General features: G+C 68.6%; 13 protein-coding genes. 5 read left to right on the forward strand and 8 right to left on the reverse strand.

Annotated features, from left to right (window positions below):
* The first annotated feature begins 114 nt into the window (after window positions 1-114).
* Window positions 115-1,755: a cutinase family protein gene (locus tag ACYVKL_RS16310; RefSeq protein WP_379164177.1), complete on the forward strand. Its 1,641-nt coding sequence runs from the start codon at window positions 115-117 to the stop codon at window positions 1,753-1,755.
* Between the two features lie 73 nt (window positions 1,756-1,828).
* On the opposite strand, the gene ACYVKL_RS16315 is transcribed toward ACYVKL_RS16310, so the two are convergent.
* Window positions 1,829-2,785, reverse strand: a complete 957-nt coding sequence (locus ACYVKL_RS16315; protein ID WP_379165751.1) for an undecaprenyl-diphosphate phosphatase — start codon at window positions 2,783-2,785, stop codon at window positions 1,829-1,831.
* A gap of 153 nt (window positions 2,786-2,938) precedes the next feature.
* Between ACYVKL_RS16315 and ACYVKL_RS16320 the strand changes: the two genes are divergently transcribed.
* Window positions 2,939-3,178: a hypothetical protein gene (locus tag ACYVKL_RS16320; protein ID WP_357190781.1), complete on the forward strand. Its 240-nt coding sequence runs from the start codon at window positions 2,939-2,941 to the stop codon at window positions 3,176-3,178.
* Here the strand turns inward: ACYVKL_RS16320 and ACYVKL_RS16325 are convergent.
* A complete protein-coding gene (locus ACYVKL_RS16325) occupies window positions 3,172-3,882 on the reverse strand; it encodes a GbsR/MarR family transcriptional regulator (RefSeq protein ID WP_379164180.1) in 711 nt (236 codons plus the stop codon). The two genes, ACYVKL_RS16320 and ACYVKL_RS16325, sit on opposite strands and share 7 nt — an antisense overlap.
* Before the next feature lie 206 nt (window positions 3,883-4,088).
* Window positions 4,089-5,171, reverse strand: a complete 1,083-nt coding sequence (locus ACYVKL_RS16330) for a substrate-binding domain-containing protein (protein ID WP_379164183.1) — start codon at window positions 5,169-5,171, stop codon at window positions 4,089-4,091.
* An 89-nt stretch (window positions 5,172-5,260) separates the two neighbouring features.
* Here ACYVKL_RS16330 and ACYVKL_RS16335 point away from each other — a divergent pair, with 89 nt between their 5' ends.
* The gene (locus ACYVKL_RS16335) at window positions 5,261-5,923 is read left to right on the forward strand and encodes a TetR family transcriptional regulator (RefSeq protein ID WP_213559359.1); all 663 of its coding nucleotides are present in this window, start codon (window positions 5,261-5,263) and stop codon (window positions 5,921-5,923) included.
* Between the two features lie 167 nt (window positions 5,924-6,090).
* Here the strand turns inward: ACYVKL_RS16335 and ACYVKL_RS16340 are convergent, their stop codons facing one another.
* Window positions 6,091-7,107, reverse strand: a complete 1,017-nt coding sequence (locus ACYVKL_RS16340) for a C40 family peptidase (protein ID WP_379164186.1) — start codon at window positions 7,105-7,107, stop codon at window positions 6,091-6,093.
* A gap of 293 nt (window positions 7,108-7,400) precedes the next feature.
* Between ACYVKL_RS16340 and ACYVKL_RS16345 the strand changes: the two genes are divergently transcribed.
* Both ACYVKL_RS16345 and ACYVKL_RS16350 read left to right on the forward strand, forming a co-directional pair.
* Window positions 7,401-8,147 carry a ParA family protein gene (locus ACYVKL_RS16345; protein ID WP_213559358.1) on the forward strand — a complete coding sequence of 249 codons (747 nt, stop codon included), beginning with the start codon at window positions 7,401-7,403 and terminating at the stop codon, window positions 8,145-8,147.
* Window positions 8,147-9,247, forward strand: coding sequence for a hypothetical protein (locus tag ACYVKL_RS16350; RefSeq protein ID WP_379164189.1), 1,101 nt, complete (start codon window positions 8,147-8,149; stop codon window positions 9,245-9,247). Before ACYVKL_RS16345 ends, ACYVKL_RS16350 begins: the two co-directional genes overlap by 1 nt.
* 335 nt (window positions 9,248-9,582) lie before the next feature.
* Here the strand turns inward: ACYVKL_RS16350 and sepX are convergent, their stop codons facing one another.
* The 4 genes from sepX to ACYVKL_RS16370 all read right to left on the reverse strand — a co-directional run bounded on the left by sepX (window position 9,583) and on the right by ACYVKL_RS16370 (window position 13,865).
* Window positions 9,583-10,716: a divisome protein SepX/GlpR gene (sepX, locus tag ACYVKL_RS16355; RefSeq protein WP_379164192.1), complete on the reverse strand. Its 1,134-nt coding sequence runs from the start codon at window positions 10,714-10,716 to the stop codon at window positions 9,583-9,585.
* A 184-nt stretch (window positions 10,717-10,900) separates the two neighbouring features.
* Window positions 10,901-11,569: a GNAT family N-acetyltransferase gene (locus ACYVKL_RS16360; protein ID WP_379165752.1), complete on the reverse strand. Its 669-nt coding sequence runs from the start codon at window positions 11,567-11,569 to the stop codon at window positions 10,901-10,903.
* Window positions 11,570-11,633: 64 nt separating this feature from the next.
* Window positions 11,634-12,893 carry a molybdotransferase-like divisome protein Glp gene (gene glp / locus ACYVKL_RS16365; RefSeq protein WP_379164195.1) on the reverse strand — a complete coding sequence of 420 codons (1,260 nt, stop codon included), beginning with the start codon at window positions 12,891-12,893 and terminating at the stop codon, window positions 11,634-11,636.
* A 33-nt stretch (window positions 12,894-12,926) separates the two neighbouring features.
* Window positions 12,927-13,865 (reverse strand): UTP--glucose-1-phosphate uridylyltransferase, encoded by a 939-nt coding sequence (locus tag ACYVKL_RS16370; RefSeq protein WP_213559354.1) that lies wholly within the window; start codon window positions 13,863-13,865, stop codon window positions 12,927-12,929.
* Window positions 13,866-14,046 lie beyond the last annotated feature (181 nt).

Raw genomic sequence — 14,046 nt, forward strand, 5'->3', positions numbered from 1 at the left:
ATCGTTCGCCGAAGTAACACTCGGATCTCCGCTTACGACGTCCACGGTGGTAGACGGCCCGGTCAGGTACGGGGCCTGACAGTTCACTTGTCGGGGTGAGATGGGGATTCGGGCATGGATATTCGCGGGTTTGCGAAACGACATCGGATCGCGTCGGCGGTCGCCGCGCCTGCGGTACTGGGCGTAGCGGCCGCGGTCGCGGCCACCTACGCGCTGACGGGGCCGGACACGAGGACCGCCGATCCGGCGCTGACCTCGTCGGTCACCGAATGCCATGACATGGTGACCATCTCGGTGGCCGGCCGCAACGACTCACCGCAGTCCGGCACCACCAAGATGCTGGTCGACGCGAACGGCAACGAACTTCCCGCCGCCCTGTCCGACGATTACCAGAGCCACTGGGTGGACCCGGTGGTGAACGCTCCGGGCGGATCGGTCGACTCGAATTCGTATTCGGCCATTTACATCTCCTACCCCGCGAATCTGAACAGCTACGAGGACGCCGTGAATACCGGTGTCGCCAATGCCGAGCAGGTCATGCGGGATATCTCGGCGGCCTGCCCCAACACCAAGTACGCCATTGTCGGCTATTCCGAAGGCGCGGACGTGGTGCGCCGGGTCGCGATGCAGATCGGTCACCAGACCGCGGGCGCGGACGGCAAATACGGGATCGTCGACCCGGGCAATGTCGCGGGCGTGGTCATTCTCGCCGACGCGGGACGTACGGCCGGCGACGGCCCGTTCCCGGGCGCGAAGGACGTCAGCCACCCCGACAACTTCAACCAGGGCTATCAGACCGGCAAGCAGATCGCGGGCGGGCAGGGCGCGCTGCCCGACCAGGCCGGTGACTTCGGCTCGCTGAACGGCCGGATCGCCTCCTTCTGCTCCGACGGCGACCTCACCTGCGCCGCGCCGAAGAACATCTCGCTGCTGCAGCTCGCCATCAATGTCGGCCGCCAGATCAATGCCGACCAGATGCAGAACGAGGGCCTCAACCCGACCACCGGCATCGATGTGGCGGTCGTGCTGGGCAAGATCGCGGGCAACGCGTTCGCCGACATCGCGCACAACCCGGGCTGGTGGACCAGCAAGGAGACCTTCCTCGACGTGCTGCTCAAGGTGTCGCAGCCGGGCTACCAGCCGAATCAGCAGAACGCGACCCCGGTGGCCGCGGACAATATCGCCGCCGAGAACATGTCGCCGCTGGCGTACCTGCCGCAGAAGGTCTTCAACGAGGTCATCGGCCTGATCACCACCAACCAGAACACCATCCCGGTGGTGATGAACGATCCGTACAACCTGACCCTGGGCCCGAACGGCACCGGCCACCACTTCGACTACTGGCACGACTCCAACCCGGACAACGGCAAGCCCGTCAGCTCCGCGGAGTACGCCGCCGCCTGGCTCACCGAACTGGCCAAGCAGGCCCAGGCCCACCAGCTCGACCCGAAGACGCTGACCTCGACGACGACCACCACCACGGCCACCACGTCGAAGGCGCCGGCCGCGCTGGCCGCCGCCCCGCAGTCCGGCGAACCCGGAACCACCACTCCCGCAACCGGTTCCACGACCACCACCAGCGGCCAGGCCCCGGCGGCCGCCACCACGACGCCGCCGGCCACCACCACGGCCGCCCCGGACACCACGACGCCGCCGGTCACCACCACCCCGCCGGTCACCACGACCACGGTCCCGACCACGACCCCGGCCGTCACCACGACCACGGCGCCGCCGACCACGACACCGACGCACTGATAGACGAAAGAACAACGCGCCCCGGCATCCACGGATACCGGGGCGCGTTGCGTTTCCGAGCAGTCGGCGGAACTCAGCGAATCGTGAACCAGACCAAGCTGCCCAGTCCGGCGACCAGACAGTAGATGGCGAACGGGGTCAGGGTCTTGGTCTCGAAGTACGCGGTCAGGAACTTGACCGAGATGTAGGAGAGCACACCCGCGACCACACTGCCCGCCAGCGCCGGGCCGAGGATGGCGTGGTTCTCGTGCTTGAACAGCTCCGGCATCTTCAGCACACCGGCCGCCAGGATGACCGGGGTGGCCAGCAGGAAGGCGAAGCGGGCCGCATCCTCGTGGCGCATGCCCTTGAACAGGCCCGCCACGATGGTGCTGCCGGAGCGGCTGATGCCGGGGAAGAGCGCCGCGATCTGGGCGGCGCCGATGAGGGTGACGTCGCGCATGCTCAAGCGGGACAGGCGCACATCCGAGGCGCGGTCCGGGTCGGTCGTGGGCAGCACGATGGTGTCCTCCATGGACAGGTCCGTGGTGCGCCCGGTCGGGCTGGCGAAGGCGAGCTCCGGCTCGGGCTCGCGCTTGCGCATGATCTCGGCGGACAGCAGCACGAAACCGTTGATCGCCAGGAAGATCGAGGTGGGCACCGGGGTGCCGAGATAGTGGCGGACGATCTTCTCCAGCAGCAGTCCGGCCACGCCGACCGGGATCGTCGCGATCACCAGCAGCACGCCCAATCTCGCTTCCGGCGTACGGATCTGGCGAGTCAGCGCCACGTCCCACAGGCCGCGCAGGATGCGCACCCAGTCCCGCCAGAAGAAGATCACCAGGGCGGCGGCGGTGGCGACGTGCATGGCCACCAGCAGCGCCAGGTACGGGGAATCCTTGGCGGACATGCTCAGATCGTCGGCCCACTTGCCGCCGACCCAGGCCGGCAGCAGGATGCTGTGCCCCAGGCTCGAGACGGGGAAGAGCTCGCTCACTCCTTGCAGTGCGCCGACGATGATGGATTCCAGGTAACTGATGGCCATTCGAATTCCTGTCGGGGGGCGGTGCGGGGATCCGAACACCCCGGGTCCCGCCGGGGCAGCTCGCCTGGCGAGGCTACTCGATCCGGCGGGGTGACGCGCACCCGCGCCGGAGGCGGACTCCGGGACGCAATCCAATTGCGCGGCGGGGAGACCGGCTGCGTGGAATACTTCCGCGATATGCAGTACAGGGGATTCGACAATCCCGATGTCGGCGAGGACCCCGAGTTAGCTCAGGCCCGCATCTTCCGCGAGGAATTGGAAAGACATGTTGTCAAACTGACGCGGCGATTACAGACCGCGCCCACCCCCGAAGACCGGCAAACGATCAATGCCGAACTTTCCACGGTGCGCCGGTATCTCGATCGCATTCACCGCAGATTCCCGGGCATGGCTCACTGATCGAGCCGCGCACGCCAGTGTTCGGCGGAGCGGACCATATCCAGGCCGACCCGCTCGAGATATTCGCCCACGCCCAGCAGTCGCAGTCCGGCGGGTGTGGTCGCGCCGAGCGTGCCGGCGCCGTGCCGGGCCTGGGCCGCCAAGCGCTGATTGGCCTGCGCCTCGGCGAGAGTGGTGCGATACCAAGCGGATTCGTCGATCACGTAGCGGTCGCGGCGGCTGCCCGCATCGCGATCGCGGCGGATCAGCGCCCGCTCCTCGAGCTGGCCGACCGCCGCGGACACCGTGGCCGGGCTCACCCGCAGCTGCGCCACCAGCTCGGCGGCGGTCAGGCTGCCCGAGTCCGCGGCGTACAGGCGGGCCAGTACCGCCGCGGCCATGCGCGGCATTCCCGACCGCGCCAGCAGCGTCGCGAACCGGTCGCTGAACTCGGCCAGCAGCATCGGATCACGACCGTATTCGTCTACGCCCGAAGGCTTCTCGGCGGGCTTGGGGCGCGGCAGGTGGCGCCGGGAGCGAACGGCGGTGGCGGCCTGGGCCAGCTCGGCACGGTAGCGGCCGGGTCCGCCGTTGCGGGTCACCTCGCGACTGACGGTGGAGGTCGGCCGGGCCAGCCGGCGGGCGATCTCGGCATAGCCGAGACCCCGGGCCAGACCCGCGGCGATGAGGCGGCGATCATCCTGGCTGAGTCTTCCTCCGGGCACGGAGCGGCTCCTTAATCAGAGGCCGCCGAGGCGGCGTGGCTCCACCCTATTGCAACACAAACCCCGCCGGAGCGGCATCGTAAATGATCATCGTGATCCGCGAAATCCTGTGCCGCACTTGCGTTATCAGGATCGTGACGGCATTCGGTCGTCGACCCTGTTGGGAACGCAAAGTAGCGTTCGCCGATAGTCGAACAGCGTCCGCTTCACAATCCGGTCAGGTCGGCCAGCACCGTGAAGTCCATGACGTCCGCGCCCGCCAGGAAGACCGGCTGCGTGGTGTGCGCCCCGCGCACCCGCACCTCACCGCGCGGGCCCCCGTAACTCACCTTCGCCGCGCCGCGTTCGATCAGCCGCACGTCCAGACTGCGCGCCGACTCCGCCAGCGAGGCGAACAACAACAGGCCCTCGTAACAGGATTCGCCGATATTGTTCAGTGCCGGAGCCAATTGACCGAACCGGGCGGTGTAGCGGCTGCCGAAGGCCATGCCCGCACCGGAGACCAGGCTCTCGAAATAGCCACAGGCCGTGAACAATCCGCGCGCGCTGTCGGGGCCGCCCGCGTAGAGCACATCCTCCCCGATCATCATGCTCAGCCGCACCCGGTCGTAGTCGAGACCCGCCGCCGCGAACGCGCGATTGAAGGCGGCACAGTCCGCGCCGACCATGAACAACAGCACCCCCTCGGCGGGCGACCGGCGAATCAGGTCCAGGGCGGCGGAGAAATCCCGGCCGCCCAGCGGCACGAACACCTCACCGACCACGTCGATATCCGTCGAATCGGTGAATTCCCAAGTGGCCCTTGCCGTTTCGCGAGGCCACACGTAGTCGTTGCCGACGATGCACCAGCGCCGCACCCCCAATTCGGCGCGGAACCAGCGCAGCGCGGGGAACAGCTGCTGGTCCGGGGTCTCCCCCACCATGTAGACGCCGTCGGAATCCTCGCCGCCCTCGTAGAAGGTGGTGTAGATGTAGGGCACCCGGCCCGCGGTGTACGGCGTGATCGCCTTGCGGGCATTGGACAGGTGCCACCCGACCACGCCGTCGATCATGCCCCGGCTCACCATCCGGTCGATCTGGGCGGCCAGCACCGGCGGCGGCGCGCCCGCGTCGACCGGGTGCAGCCGCACCGGACGACCCAGAATCCCGCCGACCGCGTTGATATCCTCGACCGCCAGCGTCGCGCACGCCTCGCACGAAGGCCCGAAAATACCGGCCGAACCGCTCATCGGGACGACCAGAGCGAGGTCCACCGTGGCCCGGCGCGAACGGAACCGCCGTAGCGTCATCGGTGATCACCGCCGTCCGTGCCTCGATGGATCCGCCCACGCGCCCACCCGGGACCGCGCGGCACAAGACGAAGAGGCACGATAGCACCGTGAACAGTCCTGACGCGCGCGAGCTCATGCTGCTCGCCGGTGAGCGCACCATCGCCGAACGCGGGCCGCACGTGGCCCTGCGCGATATCGCGGTGGCGGCGGGACAGCGCAACAACTCCGCGGTCCACTATCACTTCGGCTCCCGGGACGGGCTCATCGCCGCCATCATCGAACGGCATCAGCCCGCGCTGGAAACCCGTCGTACCGAACTGCTCGCCGAACACGAGGCCTCAGGCGCACCCGACAGCGTGTCCGCGCTGGTCGCCATCCTGGTGCGACCCATGTTCGACGTGCCCTACGCGGAGGGATCGACGCACTACGCGCGATTCCTGGAGCAGGCCCGCGCCCATCCCGCGGTCACCGGGCCCAATCTGAACGAAAAGCGTTGGCAGACAACAAGAGTGCTGGTCGCCCGGCTGTATCACGCACTGGCGGAACTGACTCCGGCGCAGCGCCGCTACCGGCTACAGGCCATGACCACGGTGATGTTCGCCCTGCTCGCCGACTACGAGCGGTTCGCCCAGCCCGACGAGGGCGAGCGAAACGACGCGCGGGAAAGCATCCTCGCGATGATCGTCGGCCTGCTCAGTGAACCGGTACGCGCCGGCGATCATGGCGCGGCCGTGCGGGCGTCCGGATCGAACCCGCCGGGGATCTCGTAGACCACGCCGTCGAAGGTGACGCCGAACCGCCGTCCGGCCGAGAAGCCTTGTCCGCCACGGCCGTACTGCCAAAGCCACTGTCGCCGATTTCCTGACGCTCATATCGTCCTCGCACCATCGGTCGATCACGACAATCTGATGTGTCACGAATGAGAGCTGCGGCCCACTCACTGGAAACGACGCGCTCCGGTGACCGGCATATTCGACAGCGGTGAGACCTTCACACCCGAACCGTAGTCGCTGGCGTGAATGACCTTCCCATCACCGAGATACATCGCCGAGTGTCCACCACCGTAGTAGGACACCAGATCTCCGGGTTCCAATTCGTCCAGCGTCACCGGGGTTCCGGCCGACAGTTGTGAGTAGCTCGTGCGCGGCACCTCGACACCCGCCTCCCGATACGACCACTGCACGAAACCGGAGCAGTCGAAGGAGTCGGGGCCGTTGCCGCCCGCGCGGTAATCCGCGCCGATTTTGGTGCGGGCCGCGTCCACCGCGCGCTGCCCGGCGGTCTTCGGCATAGCCGCGGGCACCGGAGTGCGGAAGGGAGCCACGGCGGAATCGGTCACGCCGGGGATCCCGGACAGCGGGGGCAGACTCGCGGGCACCGCGAAGGTACCGAGACCGGCCACCACCACCGAGCGCGATTCCGGAGCCGGAGTCGCGGCGGTCGGGTACAGCGGCTGCGGAGCGAGCGACAGCGCGGACACCGGGTCCGGCAGCGGGTAGGCCGGGGGGATGGCGATGTGTCCCGGAGCCACGACCATGCGCGGGGCGCCGGTCTCGCCGTTCACGGATTCCGGCGCGGGAGCGATGATTCCGACCGCGGGGGTCGGGACTCCGATGGCGGGGCCCGGAATGGTGACCGCCGGGGCAGGGATGCCGATCGCGGGGACCGGGATGTCGACCGCCGGGGCAGGATGGCCGATCGCGGGGGTCGGGATGTCGACCGCGGGAGCAGGAATGTCGACCGCGGGGGCCGCCAAGCCGAAGGGGGCGGCAATCTCGTTGGGAATCTCGAACTCCCCGACTCCGGGGATGTGCACCGGCGCTGCGTGCGCCTGGCCCGCCGTGAACAGCAGGGCCGCTCCAACGGCTGCCGCGCCGAGGACTCCTGTCGCCAGGGTCCGCAGGCTCAGCCGCGGAAGTAATCGAACCTTCTGTCTATCACCGTTTGTTTCCATGAGCGGTCGTCCTCCGATTCTTGCCGTGAAAGGCATTCGGTTTCCGTCCATCACGCGAAATTTCGGTACTGCCAGCAGATCCGAGATCGCATATTTCGCCGGAAGGCGAGGGAGTGCAACGAATGACATGCATGTTGTTCATTACGAAACGGTAACCATTGACGGCTGTGTCCAATTGGACACAGCCGTTTTCCACCAATTCGACACCCCCACGCGAGCCTTCACGGGCACGTCCCGCGCGCGTGTGAGACTGATCGAGGAAGCTGCCCTCCCCATCAACAGGAGGTTGATCGATGACCAAAACCGCTGCGCTACCCAATCTTCCCGAGCCCCTGGTAGTCACACTCGGGAATCTCAAAGGAGGCGTGGGCAAGACGACTTCGGCCTTCTTCCTCGCCTCGTATTTCGCTACCGCGCACGAACTTCGAGTACTCGTGATCGACGCCGACCCGCTCAGCCAGACCGGATACTCCTGGTATCGGCGACTACAGAAAGCCGAGATCGACATACCCTTCGAATTACTCGCCTTCCCCTCCCGGCACGTCAACGACTGCATCACCGACAACGCCGCGAACTACGACGTGATCATCGTCGACGCCGGCGGTGAATCCGCCGACATCTTCAAGGCCGCCGTGCCCGTCAGCGACGAACTCATCCTCGTCACCAGCGTCAGCCCCTCGGAGGTCAAGCGCGTACCCAGTACCTACCGCGCCGCCGAAGAGGCCGCGGCCGAATACGAGAAGGCCATCCGGGTGCGAGTGCTCATGACCAAGGTTCCGGTCACCATGAAGAACGGCGTCAACGTGTCCACCGAATACCGAACGCAGCGTGGCAATCTCGAGGACGCCGGCTACGACGTCTTCGACTCCTACGTGAGCGCCTGGAAATGGTATCGGGAGGCCGCCGACGGCGAAGTCGGCGACGGCGCCGAGAACCCGATCGAAGACCTCGGCGAATACCGGGCCGTCGGCGACGAACTGGTGCGCGCCTACCTCGACGCCGACCAGGACGCCCGCATTCCGGCGGAGGTGTCGGCCTGATGCCACCGCAGCGCCGCAAGACCTCGATCGGCGGCGGCCTCGGCCGCAACCCGCTCTCCGACGAGGCCGAGCACACTCCCCCGGTCTCCCCGCTGCGCGACGCCAAATGGCCGCGCACACCGAAATTGTCGCAGGCCGCCACCACGGTCCTGATGGCTCCCGGCACGCCCGCGCCGCCACCGGCCGAACCGGCGACCGCCACCGCGACCGCCACCCGGAAGCCGGAGACGATCACCGCGGAGCCGGTGGTCGTCACCCCGGAGCCGAGGGCCGTCACGCCGCCGCCGAAGGCCGCGCCCGCGGCACCGGCGGCCGCCCCCTCGAGACCGGCGGCCCCGGCGCCCGCCACCTCCCCGGCACCGGCAGCAGTCGCCCCGGCCGCCGCGGCGGTCGAATCCGCGGCCCCCGCACCGGGACCCGGCGTGCTCGACATGCCGCTGCCCACCGCGGGCGGCGAAGGTCCGCTGAGCCGGACCGAGACCGATCAGCTCGAGGTGTGCGAATCCTCCATCGACGCACTGCGGGTCGCCTTCTGGACCGCCGGGCGCGCCCTGCAGATCGTCCGCGACGGCCGGCTCTACCGCGCAGACCACGCCACCTTCGACGAGTACGTGGAGAAGCGGTGGGACATGCAACGGTCCTACGCGCACAAGCTGATCCGGGCCTGGCCGCTGGCCGCCCGCCTGCATCCGGTCGCACCGGCCCTCAACGAGGGACAGATCCGGGAACTGCTGCCGGTGGCCGCGGCCTACGGTGAGGACGCGGCCGTCACCGTCTACACCACGCTGGCCGCCGACGTGAAGGTCACCGCGGGCAAGCTCCGCGAAGCCGTCGCGGTGCTGCCCGACGACTACGACGAAGGCGCGGTCGTGCAGCGGCTGCGCGCGTGGCTGCGCGGGGACCTGACCGAGGAACAGCCGGCCACCGCCGACGTGTTCAGCTCGGTCGAATCGCGGCTCGCCGCACTCACCCAGAAGGTGGTCAAGGGGTCCGGCGATCATCCGGTCGCGGCGCGCGAATTCGCGGCCAAACTCCGGACTCTCGCCGAACTCATCGAGCGGCAGATTCCGGCAGCGGGACGAACGCCGGACGCCGGATAGCTCGCGACAGCACCCGCCGAAAGGGCTCGCCGAAAGGCGAGCCCTTTCGCTGTAATAGGGAAAGCCTATTCACCAAGCGGTGAACAACTCTCGTAACTCTCAGGGGCTTTGCCCCCGAACCCCCGGCAACGCTTGGAGTGTTGGCCCCCAGACCCCCCATAGCCCGCAGAGCCCGCCGCAGACCCCCCAATAGCTCGCAGAGCCCGCCCTACACCCCCGACAAGCTTTCGGAGCGCCCTACGGCCCGATCCACGCGCCCGCTGCATCCGATCCGGTCCCGGAATGCGAGAGGGGCTCCCCGATTGCTCGGGGAGCCCCTCTCGGTTGGTCCGGGGTTATTCGCCTACGGCGCGGCGTTCGCGGGCGCTGGTGGCGCGCTGGCGGGTGGCACGGGCCTCAGCAGCATCGAAGAGGTCGAGGTGCTCGAAGCACGGGTCCTCGTCGTCGGATTCGACCAGGACGGCGCGGCGGAGCTGGGTGCGGGTCTGGTCGCGGTCCGGGCGGGGGCGTTCGCGGGTGTCGCGCTGCTCCTCGGCGTCCTCGTCGGACTCGGTGAGCTTGCGGTTCGCGCGGGCGGCGCGGCGGCGGCGGATGTCCTCCTCGACGCGTACCTGCTTGCGTAGGTAGGCCAGATAGGCCACCAGCACGGTGCCGGACAGCGCCGACAGCCACCACAGGATCGAGGAGATGGCCAGGCCGGAGGCCGCGAACAGCAGCACGGCCAGCACCAGGCCCAGCACGGCGCGCTGCCGGAAGGTGTAGCGGGCCGCGCGGGCGACGGCGTCGGCCTCGGGGTCGAATCCGCCCCGGCCGCGCCGGGAGGGCACGAAATCCTCGTCCTCGTCGTCGGATTCGGGTTCCGGCTCCGGTTCCGGCGCGCGGAGGGCGGGCGCGCGGGAGACCCGCTTACGCGGCTCGGGTGCGTCCTCGGTCTCGGCGGTCTCGGATTCGGGTTCGTCCGTGGCGGTTTCGGGGTCGGTCTCGGATTCCGCTGCGGCGGGCTCGGATTCGGCGGCGGTGTCCGCCTCCTGGTCCTCGTCTTCGGTGTCGGCCGAAGCCGGCTCCGGCTCCGGTGTTTCGGCGCTCGCCGCGACGATGTCGGCGGAGGCGGTATCGGGCGGCTCCGCGGCGGCGGTGGTGGCCTCGGGTTCGGCGATGGTTGCCCGGTCCTCGGTGCCGACTTCCTTCACGTCCGGTGCAGCGGGGCTGTCGTCCGATCTGGTCATCCGATCCTCCGGATCCTCGCTCGGGTGAAGCTTTCTGCGAACCGGCACGTAGTCCGGGTCGGTGTCATGTCCGGTCGCCGGACCTTTCCTGGTGCGTCGCTTGGCACCACCGCGATGCAACACTCGTGTCGAGAGGGCGGCGTCGGTGTGCTGCCGGATGCGGGGATGGCGATTGGCCAGCATCGGGAATAGCACGAAGACCCAGAGCACCACCAAGCCGATCCACAAGATCGAATTCGGCATTGGCCCTTACACCTCCGTCCCGCCCTGTTGTCTGTCCCTTCTGATCGGAAAACAGACGCACCACCGACGTGCGTAGGTTAATTCCACACCCCAGGCATTCCCCTCAGGCGCGCCGACCACACACGCAACACTAGTCACACGATTTCGGTCGCGAAAACTTCTACACGCCGCGCTCAGCGAGTTATCAGGCTTTGGTGGCGCGCCCCGCGCGAATCAGCCTGTCCACCACGGTCCCCGAGACCTCCTCCACGGTCATCCCGACCAGCAGATGATCCCGCCACGCGCCGTCCACGTCCAGGTAGCGCTGCAGCATGCCCTCCTCGCGGAACCCGACATTGCGCAGAACCGCCTGACTGGCAAGGTTTTCCGGACGCACCGTGGCCTCCACCCGGTGCAGCCCGACCTCACCGAAGCAGTGATCCAGACCCAGCGCCAGCGCCGCGGTGGCCACCCCCTGCCCGGCCAGCTCGCTCGACACCCAGTAACCGATCCACGCCGAACGCAATGCGCCGCGCACGATATTGCCCACCGTCAACTGCCCGCTGAACACGCCGTCCACCTCGATGACGAACGGAATCATGACGCCACGCCGGGCCTCGGCCTTCAACGCCGACCACAGCGCGGGCCAATTGCTCGAATGGTTGCGCGCCTCCCACGGGCCGCGACCGGTGGGCTCCCACTTCTCCAGATAGTCCTTGTCCCGGACCCGGATCCGGCCCCACGCCGAGGCGTCACGCAACCGGATCGGCCGCAACGTGACCGTGCCCGCGGCGACCCGGACCGGCCCCAGATGCGCAGGCCAGCCCGGATGCTGAGCCGCACGGAAGACGTTCACGCTGTACCCACTCGCCATGTCCGGGGGCCCTGCGTGGTTACGCAAGCTGCCTCCTTCGTGCCCTGACCGCACATGCCGGGCCTCACCCACGCTGCGCAAGGAACGCAACCTGCACCTCGTCACCGGTACGCACCTCGGTGATGTCGGGATCGATGACGATGAGGCTGTTGGCCTCCGCCATGGTCGCCAGCAGGTGCGAGGACGCGCCGTTCGGGCCGCCCAACGGCTGCACCAGATAGTCACCGGTCTGCTCGTCACGCATGAGCTGCGCGCGCAGATAACCGCGGCGGCCCGGAATCGAAGCGATCGGCAGAATGGTGCGCGCCCGCACCATCCGCCGCATGGGATGGCGGCGGCCCAGCGCGATCCGGATCAACGGCCGCACCATGACCTCGAAAACCACCAGCGCGCCAACCGGATTCGAGGGCAGCAGGAAGGTCGGCACCTCGTCGCGACCCAGCAGGCCGAAACCCTGCACCGAACCCGGATGCATCGCCACCCGGGTGATCTCCAGCTCGCCCAGGCCCTCCAGGGCCTCACGCACCTGCTCGGAGGCCCAGCCGCCGACCGCGCCCGCGATCACCACCACCTCGGAGCGAACCAGCTGGCCCTCCACCACATCTCGCAGCCGCTTCGGATCGGCGCTCACGATGCCGACCCGATTCACGTCCGCGCCCGCGTCGCGCGCGGCGGCGGCCAAGGCGTAGGAGTTCACGTCGTAGACCTGGCCCGGTCCCGGCGTGCGATCGATATCGACCAGCTCGCCGCCCACCGACAGCACCGACAACCGGGGCCGCGGATGCACCAGCACCTTGTCCTTGCCGACCGCGGCCAGCAGGCCCACCTGCGCGGGACCGATGATGGTGCCCGCGCGCACGGCCAGATCACCGGGCTGCACGTCGTCACCGATACGGCGCACGTAGTCGCCCGAGCGGACCGCCTCGTAGACCTTCACCCGGGCACGGCCGCCGTCGGTGTTCTCCAGCGGCAGGACGGCGTCGGCCAGCGTCGGCAGCGGCGCACCGGTGTCCACCCGCACGGTCTGGCGGGGCTGCAGACGGATCGGCTGACGCGAACCGGCCGCCACCTCACCCACCACCGGCAGGCTCAGGTGCACCGAATTGCCATCCTCGTCACGGATATTCGCGCCGGCGCCGGCCACATCCACACTGCGCACGGCGTATCCGTCGATGGCGGCCTGATCGAAGCCCGGCAGCGGGCGCTCGGTGACCACGTCCTCGGCGCACAGCAGTCCCTGTGCCTCGCTGATCGCGACCCGGACGGGCCGTGGGGCCACAGCCGCTGCGGTCACCTTGATCTGCTGATCCTCAACCGAGCGCATGCCGCCCTTCCGTTGTCGCGCCTGCTCGTCGCCTCATTCGCATGTGGTCAGCTGCGGATTCCAGTCCGGACCGAGCCGGTGCTCGAGCCACTCGCGCAGGGCGGGACCGTATTCCTCGCGTTCCAGAGCGAAATCGACCGCAGCACGAAGATAACCGCCCGGGTTGCCCAGATCGTGCCGCGACCCACGATGGACCACGACATGAACCGGGTGACCCTCGGCGATCAGCAACGCGATCGCGTCGGTCAGCTGCAATTCGCCGCCCGCACCGGGCGTGATGCGGCGCAGCGCGTCGAAGATGGCGCGGTCCAACAGGTATCGCCCGGCCGCGGTGAAGGTCGACGGCGCCTCGTGGACGGCCGGCTTCTCCACCATGCCGCGCACCTTGAGCACGTCGCACGGGCTGTCGGGCAGCTCCTCGACGTCGAAGACGCCGTAGGCGCTGACCTCTTCCTTCGGCACGTCGATGGCGCACAGCACCGAACCGCCGTAGGTGTTGCGCACGTCGGCCATCAGCTCCAGCACGCCGCCGGGCAGCACCAGGTCATCGGGCAGCAGCACCGCGATCGCGGTCTCGTCCGCGTCGAGCACCGATTCCGCCTGCGCCACCGCGTGACCCAGGCCCAACGGCTCCTCCTGCACCACCGAGGTGACGTCGAGCAGGGCGGGGGCCTTGCGCACCTTCTCCAGCAGATGGAACTTGCCGCGCTCGGCGAGGGTGCTCTCCAGCACCAGGTCCTCGACGAAATGCGCGACCACGCCGTCTTTTCCGGGCGAGGTCACGATCACCAGCCGATTGGCGCCGGACTCCGCGGCCTCGGCGGCGACCAATTCGATGCCCGGGGTGTCGACCACCGGCAGCAACTCCTTGGGGACCGTCTTGGTCGCGGGCAGGAACCTGGTGCCGAGCCCCGCCGCGGGAACCACCGCGGTGCGGAAGCACGACTCGGTTCCGCCGCCATTCGCTGTCATGAATTTCACCCTATCCATCCGTCACATGCCCGAGAGCGGCTCGTGGCCGCCTCGATATCCCCGAGAGCCTAAGGGGCGGGGGCGGCGCGAGCGCACCGAACGCCGGAGCGCGGCCATTCCCACCGACCGACCCGTTCTTTTCATTTGGCGTTCGCCGCACTGTGACCTCCCTCGTACCCAG

The sequence above is a fragment of the Nocardia tengchongensis genome (assembly GCF_054781395.1).

Excerpts from the sequence above, each read along its gene's own strand:
- ACYVKL_RS16360 (WP_379165752.1), bottom strand. The coding sequence starts at position 11,569 with ATGGCGAGTGGGTACAGCGTGAACGTCTTCCGTGCGGCTCAGCATCCG.
- ACYVKL_RS16345 (WP_213559358.1), top strand. The coding sequence starts at position 7,401 with ATGACCAAAACCGCTGCGCTACCCAATCTTCCCGAGCCCCTGGTAGTC.
- ACYVKL_RS16340 (WP_379164186.1), bottom strand. The coding sequence starts at position 7,107 with ATGGAAACAAACGGTGATAGACAGAAGGTTCGATTACTTCCGCGGCTG.
- glp (WP_379164195.1), bottom strand. The coding sequence starts at position 12,893 with ATGCGCTCGGTTGAGGATCAGCAGATCAAGGTGACCGCAGCGGCTGTG.
- sepX (WP_379164192.1), bottom strand. The coding sequence starts at position 10,716 with ATGCCGAATTCGATCTTGTGGATCGGCTTGGTGGTGCTCTGGGTCTTC.
- ACYVKL_RS16370 (WP_213559354.1), bottom strand. The coding sequence starts at position 13,865 with ATGACAGCGAATGGCGGCGGAACCGAGTCGTGCTTCCGCACCGCGGTG.
- ACYVKL_RS16310 (WP_379164177.1), top strand. The coding sequence starts at position 115 with ATGGATATTCGCGGGTTTGCGAAACGACATCGGATCGCGTCGGCGGTC.
- ACYVKL_RS16350 (WP_379164189.1), top strand. The coding sequence starts at position 8,147 with ATGCCACCGCAGCGCCGCAAGACCTCGATCGGCGGCGGCCTCGGCCGC.
- ACYVKL_RS16330 (WP_379164183.1), bottom strand. The coding sequence starts at position 5,171 with ATGACGCTACGGCGGTTCCGTTCGCGCCGGGCCACGGTGGACCTCGCT.